Below are 7,095 nucleotides of genomic sequence, written 5' to 3'. Positions count from 1 at the left end.
GCGCACACCTTCTTCTCCGCAATATGCATCGCCGCGACCGTCATCTTCTGGCTCTGATCAATGAGTCCTGAGCCTAGGCAGCACTCGCCGGCGCGTGTCGTTCCTGATTCGCCGACGCGTCCTGCCAGTGTTCGGCCGGTGCCGGCTGCGGCGCGACGGCCGCCTTTCCCGCCGACGCACCGGCGCGGATCGATCGCCGGTCCGCGGTCGCCTCTGCCCATGGCGGCAGCAGCGAGGGCGCGTCCGGCCGCAGGCCGTATTAGGGCGGCGGATTCCACCGTGCCCATGTCCGCGATCCGGACGGCAGCAGGCTTGCTTTCGTCTCTTGTGAACGCGCCGGCCGACGGCGCTTCCGCCAGCGGCGCGGCTGCCTGCGGCGAAACGTCCCGATTCCCGTGCAAGCCGAATTCACAACGATTGAAACGGCTTCCGGAGGCCGGAAATCGCCCGGCCGGGAAAACTGGACAAGGAATTTGGCGAAAGCCGGACAAAGCCTTGCATGGCGGCGCTCACTGCGCTAACCACTCTGGCGTTGCAACATAATTCTCGGCTTGCAGGTCACCGGACCGAACGGGCGTCTCTCCGGCGCTGCATGCAGGCAGGATGGACGCCAATGACTGAACTTCTCGGTTCCTATATCCCGATCGCCATCTTCATCGGCATCGCGTTGGTGATCGGCATCGCGCTTCTCGTCGCGCCCTTCGCCGTCGCCTACAAGGCGCCCGATTCCGAAAAGCTGTCGGCTTACGAATGCGGCTTCAACGCCTTCGACGACGCCCGCATGAAGTTCGACATCCGCTTCTATCTGGTCTCGATCCTGTTCATCATATTCGACCTCGAAGTCGCCTTCCTCTTCCCCTGGGCCGTCTCCTTCGGCGACATGGGCTGGTTCGGCTTCTGGTCGATGATGGTCTTCCTCGGGGTCCTGACGATCGGCTTCATCTACGAATGGAAGAAGGGGGCGCTCGAATGGGAGTAGCAGCCACCAGCACGCTCGTGGCCCCGGAGGCCAAGGGCATCATCGACCCGAACACCGGCAAGCCGGTCGGCGCCAATGATCCGTTCTTCGGCGAGATCAACAACGAACTCGCCGACAAGGGTTTCCTCGTCACCTCGACCGACGAGCTCATCAACTGGGCACGCACCGGCTCGCTGATGTGGATGACCTTCGGCCTCGCCTGCTGCGCCGTGGAGATGATGCAGCTGTCGATGCCGCGCTATGATGTCGAGCGTTTCGGCTTCGCGCCGCGCGCCAGCCCGCGCCAGTCGGACGTGATGATCGTCGCCGGCACGCTGACCAACAAGATGGCGCCGGCGCTGCGCAAGGTCTACGACCAGATGCCGGAGCCGCGCTACGTCATCTCGATGGGCTCCTGCGCCAATGGCGGCGGCTACTACCACTATTCCTATTCCGTCGTGCGCGGCTGCGACCGTGTCGTGCCGGTCGACATCTACGTGCCGGGCTGTCCTCCCACGGCGGAGGCGCTCCTTTACGGGGTGCTTCTGCTGCAGAAGAAGATACGCCGCACCGGAACGATCGAGCGCTGAGCGGGGAGCGGACGATGAGTGAAGCCCTGAATGACCTTGCGAGCTATGTCGGGGAAGCCCGCGGCAAGCTCGTGCTTTCGTCGAAAGTCGTCTTCGGCGAACTGACGCTGACGACGTCCGGCGAGAACCTGATCGATCTGCTGACCTTCCTGCGCGATGACGTGCAGTGCGGTTTCGTCAATTTCGTCGACATCTGCGGCGTCGACTGGCCGGCCCGCGCCGCACGTTTCGACGTGGTCTATCACCTGCAGTCGCCGCGCCAGAACCTGCGCATCCGCGTCAAGGTCGCGACCGGCGAGGACGAACCTGTGCCGTCGGCCTGCGCCGTCTATCCGGGCGCCGACTGGTTCGAGCGCGAGGCCTACGACATGTACGGCATCCTCTTCACCGGCCACCCGGACCTGCGCCGCATCCTCACCGACTACGGCTTCGAGGGGCATCCGCTGCGCAAGGACTTCCCGACCACCGGCTTCGTCGAGGTGCGCTACGACGACGAGGTCAAGCGCGTGGTCTACGAGCCGGTCGAGCTTCGGCAGGAATTCCGCAACTTCGACTTCCTGTCCCCCTGGGAAGGCACGGACTATGTGCTGCCGGGGGATGAGAAGGCGAAGGCGAACTGATTGATGCAGACTGGCGAATAGCGAATAGCGAATAGCGAATAGTTATCGCCACAGAACGAAGGAGACGCAGACGATTAACTCCTACAGGGAACTCAAGGTCTGGCAGTCGGCGATTGAACTCGCCGTTCATTGCTACAAGGCGACCGAGGAGTTTCCGAAGGGTGAGTTGTACGGATTGACGGCTCAGTTGCGAAGGGCGGCAGGTTCAGTCGCCGCAAACATAGCAGAAGGGCACGGTCGAGAAAGTACGGCCAACTTCATCCAGTTCCTGAGGATTTCTCAGGGCTCGCTGAAGGAGTTAGAGACCCATTTGATCATCGCGCAGAGGGTGGGGATGCTGAAGCATCCCCGGTTTCATGACCTGATGGACCGGTCGGATGAAATCGGAAAAATGCTGCGTGCACTGATTAGAAGTCTGCAGGAAAAGCTATGAAACAGACGACTGTCACTATTCGCTATTCGCTATTCGCTACTCCCTGCCAGCGCGGAGCGCGCCGCTCATGACCGAACACAACGTTCGCAACTTCAATATCAACTTCGGGCCGCAGCATCCGGCGGCGCACGGCGTTCTGCGTCTTGTGCTCGAGCTCGACGGCGAGATCGTCGAGCGGGTGGACCCGCATATCGGGCTCCTGCATCGCGGCACCGAGAAGCTGATCGAGACGAAGACCTATCTCCAGGCGGTTCCCTATTTCGACCGGCTCGACTATGTCGCGCCGATGAACCAGGAGCACGCCTTCGCGCTTGCCATCGAGCGGCTGACGGGCACCGAGGTGCCGATCCGCGGCCAGCTCATCCGCGTGCTCTATTCCGAGATCGGCCGCATCCTGTCGCACCTCCTCAACGTGACGACGCAGGCCATGGACGTCGGCGCGTTGACGCCGCCGCTCTGGGGCTTCGAGGAGCGCGAGAAGCTGATGGTGTTCTACGAGCGCGCCTGCGGCGCGCGCATGCACTCGGCCTATGTCCGGCCGGGCGGCGTGCACCAGGACCTGCCGCACGAGCTCGTCGAGGATATCGGCAAGTGGATCGACCCGTTCCTGAAGACCGTCGACGACATCGACGAGCTGCTGACCGGCAACCGCATCTTCAAGCAGCGCAATGTCGACATCGGCGTGGTGAAGCTCGAGGACGCCTGGGCCTGGGGTTTTTCCGGCGTCATGGTGCGCGGCTCGGGGGCTGCCTGGGACCTGCGCCGTTCGCAGCCCTACGAGTGCTACTCCGATCTCGATTTCGACATCCCGATCGGCAAGAACGGCGACTGCTACGACCGCTATCTCATCCGCATGATCGAGATGCGCGAATCGGCGAAGATCATGCGCCAGTGCGTCGACCGCCTGCTCGGCGACGCCAAGGTCGGCCCGATTTCCTCGCTCGACGGCAAGATGGTGCCGCCGAAGCGCGGTCAGATGAAGCGCTCGATGGAGGCGCTCATCCATCACTTCAAGCTCTATACCGAGGGCTATCACGTGCCGGAAGGCGAGGTCTACGCGGCCGTCGAGGCGCCGAAGGGCGAGTTCGGCGTCTATCTCGTCGCCGACGGCACCAACAAGCCGTATCGCTGCAAGATCCGCGCGCCGGGCTATGCGCATCTGCAGGCCATGGACTTCCTCTGTCGCGGACACCAGCTCGCCGACGTCTCGGCGATCCTGGGCTCGCTCGACATCGTATTTGGCGAGGTGGACCGTTGACGGCGATGGTGGTCCGGGCAGCAGGCAATGCCGCCGGCCCTTCGTCGGGCGGCGCGGCGCGTGCTGCCGCATGCGCTCCTGCGTCCCTTTCGTTCATGAAGAAGCATGACATGCCGTCGGCCCCGCGGGCGCTGCCGACGGCGCTCAACAAGGCGTGAAAGAATGTCTGTTCGTCGACTAGCCGAAGATACCGTTCAGCCCCCGAGCTTCGCCTTCTCCAAGGAGAACGCGGCCTGGGCGAAGGCTACGATCAAGAAATACCCGAAGGGCCGCGAGCAGTCGGCCGTCATCCCGCTGCTGATGCGGGCGCAGGAACAGGACGGCTGGGTCACCAAGGCGGCGATCGAATCGATCGCCGACATGCTCGGCATGGCCTATATCCGCGTTCTGGAAGTCGCGACCTTCTATACCCAGTTCCAGCTGAAGCCGGTCGGCACGCGCGCCCATGTGCAGGTCTGCGGCACGACGCCCTGCATGCTGCGCGGCGCGGAAGACCTGATCAATGTCTGCAAGAAGAAGATCCATGCCGAGCCCTTCGCGCTCAACGCGGGCGGCACGCTCTCCTGGGAAGAGGTCGAGTGTCAGGGCGCCTGCGTCAACGCACCGATGGTCATGATCTTCAAGGACACCTATGAGGACCTGACGGCGACGCAGCTCGAGCACATCATCGACCGGTTCGAGGCGGGCAGGGGAACGGACGTCCGGCCCGGTCCGCAGGTTGACCGCATCTATTCCGCCCCCGCCGGCGGCCTGACGTCGCTCAACGAGCCGGAGCCGAAGAAGGCCGCGCCGCGCGCCACCCGGAAGGCGGACCCCGAGGCGGTCAGCGTGCCGCCATCGAACGCCGCGAAGCCGCAGACGGCGGCAGCCGAGACCGATCCGACCCTGAAGACGCCGGCGACCGCCAAAAAGGAGGCCGCCGCCAATGCAGAGGTGAAGGGCGAGACCCGCGCGGAGGGCGCCGCCCCGGCCGCCAAGCCGGCAACGGCGAAGCCCTCGCTCGAGGACAAGAACCGTCCGGCCGGCATCGCCCGTCCCGCGGCGGTCGACGATCTCAAGCTGATCTCCGGCGTCGGGCCGAAGATCGAGGGAATCCTGCACGACCTCGGCATCTTCACCTTTGCCCAGGTCGCCGCCTGGAAGAAGGCGGAGCGTGAATGGGTGGACGGCTACCTGAATTTCAAGGGCCGCATCGAGCGCGACGACTGGGTGAAGCAGGCCAAGGCGCTCGCCAAGGGCGGCGAAGCCGAGTACATCAGGGTCTTCGGCAAGACGCCGCGGTAAGGTAGGGAAATGATGGCCGCATTCGGCAAGAGGGGCGTTGAGGCGAGCGTCGGGGCAAAACGCCCGACGGCGTCCGTGCGCGTGCCGAATGCCGAAGGCGCCCATCAGTTTTCCGGCGATCGCAGCCGGGTGATGGTCCGCGGCGACGAGCCGACCGAGGCGAGCCCGACAGTGGTCTTCATCGAGAAGCACTGGCCGAAGGTCTTTGGCCTCTGCATCGCGCTTTTCGCCGCCTACTTCAATGTGGTGATGGAGGGCAGGACGGACCCGTTTTCGGTCGTGCTCGTATCGCTGCTGGCCGGCGGGATTTTCTACTGGGGCGCCAACAAATTCCGCAAGTCGCTGGATGACCTCCATGCCGCGCGGACCAACGCGTTGAAGTCGCCGGTGTACCTGGCCGGGGCGCTTGTCGGTCTCGGCTACTTTGTCTATTCGACTTTCCTGGCACCCTCCGAGGTCCTGGGAATCGAGGTCGGGGAACAGACGGCATTCAAGGACGGGGTACAGGCCTCCGACATGGGCGCGGTTGCGCTGCTGCTGCTGAAGGCGGCAGGCTGCGCGGTGGCCGGCGGAATTGCATTTCAATTCATTGCAAAGCGCATCTTCGGCGCAGGCAATGACACGCAGAGTGGCGGGTAAGAACCATGCTGAAGGACCAGGATCGCATCTTCACCAACATCTATGGCCTCAAGGACAAGTCCTTGAAGGGCGCGATGGCGCGCGGCCATTGGGACGGCACGAAGGAGCTTCTCGAAAAGGGCCGCGACTGGATCATCAACGAGGTGAAGGCCTCGGGCCTGCGCGGCCGCGGCGGCGCCGGCTTCCCGACCGGCCTCAAGTGGTCCTTCATGCCGAAGGAGAGCGACGGGCGTCCGCACTATCTCGTCGTCAACGCCGACGAATCGGAGCCCGGCACCTGCAAGGACCGCGACATCATGCGCCACGATCCGCATACGCTGATCGAGGGCTGCGTCATCGCGTCCTTCGCCATGGCCGCCAACACCGCCTATATCTACGTGCGCGGCGAGTTCATCCGCGAGCGCGAGGCGCTGCAGGCGGCGATCGACGAGTGTTACGACTACGGCCTGCTCGGCAAGAACAACAAGCTCGGCTACGACATCGACATCGTCGTGCACCACGGCGCCGGCGCCTATATCTGCGGCGAGGAGACGGCGCTGCTCGAAAGCCTGGAAGGCAAGAAGGGCCAGCCGCGCCTGAAGCCGCCCTTTCCGGCGAACATGGGCCTCTACGGCTGCCCGACGACGGTGAATAACGTCGAGTCGATTGCCGTTACGCCAACCATCCTGCGCCGCGGGGCGGCCTGGTACACGGGCTTCGGCCGGCCGAACAACCACGGCACCAAGCTCTATTCGATCTCCGGCCACGTGAACCGGCCCTGCACGGTCGAGGACGCCATGTCGATCACCTTCGAGGAACTGATCGAGAAGCATTGCGGCGGCATCCGCGGCGGCTGGGACAACCTGCTTGCCGTGATCCCCGGCGGCTCCTCGGTCCCCTGCGTGCCCGGCGCGCAGATGAAGGACGCGATCATGGACTACGACGGCCTGCGCGCCCTCGGCTCCGGCCTCGGCACCGCCGCCGTCATCGTGATGGACAAGTCGACCGACATCGTGAAGGCGATCTGGCGGCTGTCGGCCTTCTACAAGCACGAGAGCTGCGGCCAGTGCACGCCCTGCCGCGAAGGCACCGGCTGGATGATGCGCGTCATGGAGCGCATGGTGAAGGGCAACGCGCAGAAGCGCGAGATCGACATGCTGTTCGACGTGACGAAGCAGGTCGAGGGCCACACCATCTGTGCGCTGGGCGACGCGGCCGCCTGGCCGATCCAGGGCCTGATCAAACATTTCCGCCCGGAAATGGAGCGGCGCATAGACCAGTATACCGCCAATGCGATGGCGCATGGCGCGGTGCTCGAGGCAGCGGAGTAAGGC

The 7,095-nt window shown here is 64.3% G+C and carries 8 protein-coding genes and 1 pseudogene; 8 read left to right on the top strand and 1 reads right to left on the bottom strand.

Features of this window, described 5'->3' with window-relative positions; genetic code table 11:
* Positions 1-287: pseudogene (locus LXM94_RS18915) on the bottom strand (hypothetical protein); the annotation flags it as partial.
* A gap of 326 nt (positions 288-613) precedes the next feature.
* On the opposite strand from LXM94_RS18915, the gene LXM94_RS18910 reads away from it, so the two are divergent.
* The 8 genes from LXM94_RS18910 to nuoF all read left to right on the top strand — a co-directional run bounded on the left by LXM94_RS18910 (position 614) and on the right by nuoF (position 7,092).
* Positions 614-979: an NADH-quinone oxidoreductase subunit A gene (locus tag LXM94_RS18910; RefSeq protein WP_119258712.1), complete on the top strand. Its 366-nt coding sequence runs from the start codon at positions 614-616 to the stop codon at positions 977-979.
* Positions 970-1,548 carry a NuoB/complex I 20 kDa subunit family protein gene (locus tag LXM94_RS18905; protein ID WP_235773018.1) on the top strand — a complete coding sequence of 193 codons (579 nt, stop codon included), beginning with the start codon at positions 970-972 and terminating at the stop codon, positions 1,546-1,548. The genes LXM94_RS18910 and LXM94_RS18905 overlap by 10 nt, the downstream gene beginning before the upstream one ends.
* A gap of 14 nt (positions 1,549-1,562) precedes the next feature.
* Entirely contained in the window at positions 1,563-2,168 is a 606-nt protein-coding gene (locus LXM94_RS18900; protein WP_235773017.1) for an NADH-quinone oxidoreductase subunit C, read from the top strand.
* Between the two features lie 73 nt (positions 2,169-2,241).
* Positions 2,242-2,601, top strand: coding sequence for a four helix bundle protein (locus tag LXM94_RS18895; protein ID WP_235773019.1), 360 nt, complete (start codon positions 2,242-2,244; stop codon positions 2,599-2,601).
* A gap of 67 nt (positions 2,602-2,668) precedes the next feature.
* Positions 2,669-3,859 (top strand): NADH-quinone oxidoreductase subunit D, encoded by a 1,191-nt coding sequence (locus LXM94_RS18890; protein ID WP_235773016.1) that lies wholly within the window; start codon positions 2,669-2,671, stop codon positions 3,857-3,859.
* A 162-nt stretch (positions 3,860-4,021) separates the two neighbouring features.
* Positions 4,022-5,143, top strand: coding sequence for an NADH-quinone oxidoreductase subunit E (locus tag LXM94_RS18885; protein ID WP_235773015.1), 1,122 nt, complete (start codon positions 4,022-4,024; stop codon positions 5,141-5,143).
* A gap of 12 nt (positions 5,144-5,155) precedes the next feature.
* Positions 5,156-5,782 (top strand): hypothetical protein, encoded by a 627-nt coding sequence (locus tag LXM94_RS18880; protein WP_235773014.1) that lies wholly within the window; start codon positions 5,156-5,158, stop codon positions 5,780-5,782.
* A gap of 5 nt (positions 5,783-5,787) precedes the next feature.
* The gene (nuoF, locus tag LXM94_RS18875) at positions 5,788-7,092 is read left to right on the top strand and encodes an NADH-quinone oxidoreductase subunit NuoF (protein WP_235773013.1); all 1,305 of its coding nucleotides are present in this window, start codon (positions 5,788-5,790) and stop codon (positions 7,090-7,092) included.
* Positions 7,093-7,095: the final 3 nt, after the last annotated feature.

This window comes from Rhizobium alarense, from assembly GCF_021555155.1.
GTDB lineage: Bacteria > Pseudomonadota > Alphaproteobacteria > Rhizobiales > Rhizobiaceae > Rhizobium_D > Rhizobium_D alarense.
The sequence above is the reverse complement of the archived record's forward strand: the minus strand, read 5'-3'. Positions and strand labels throughout refer to the sequence as shown.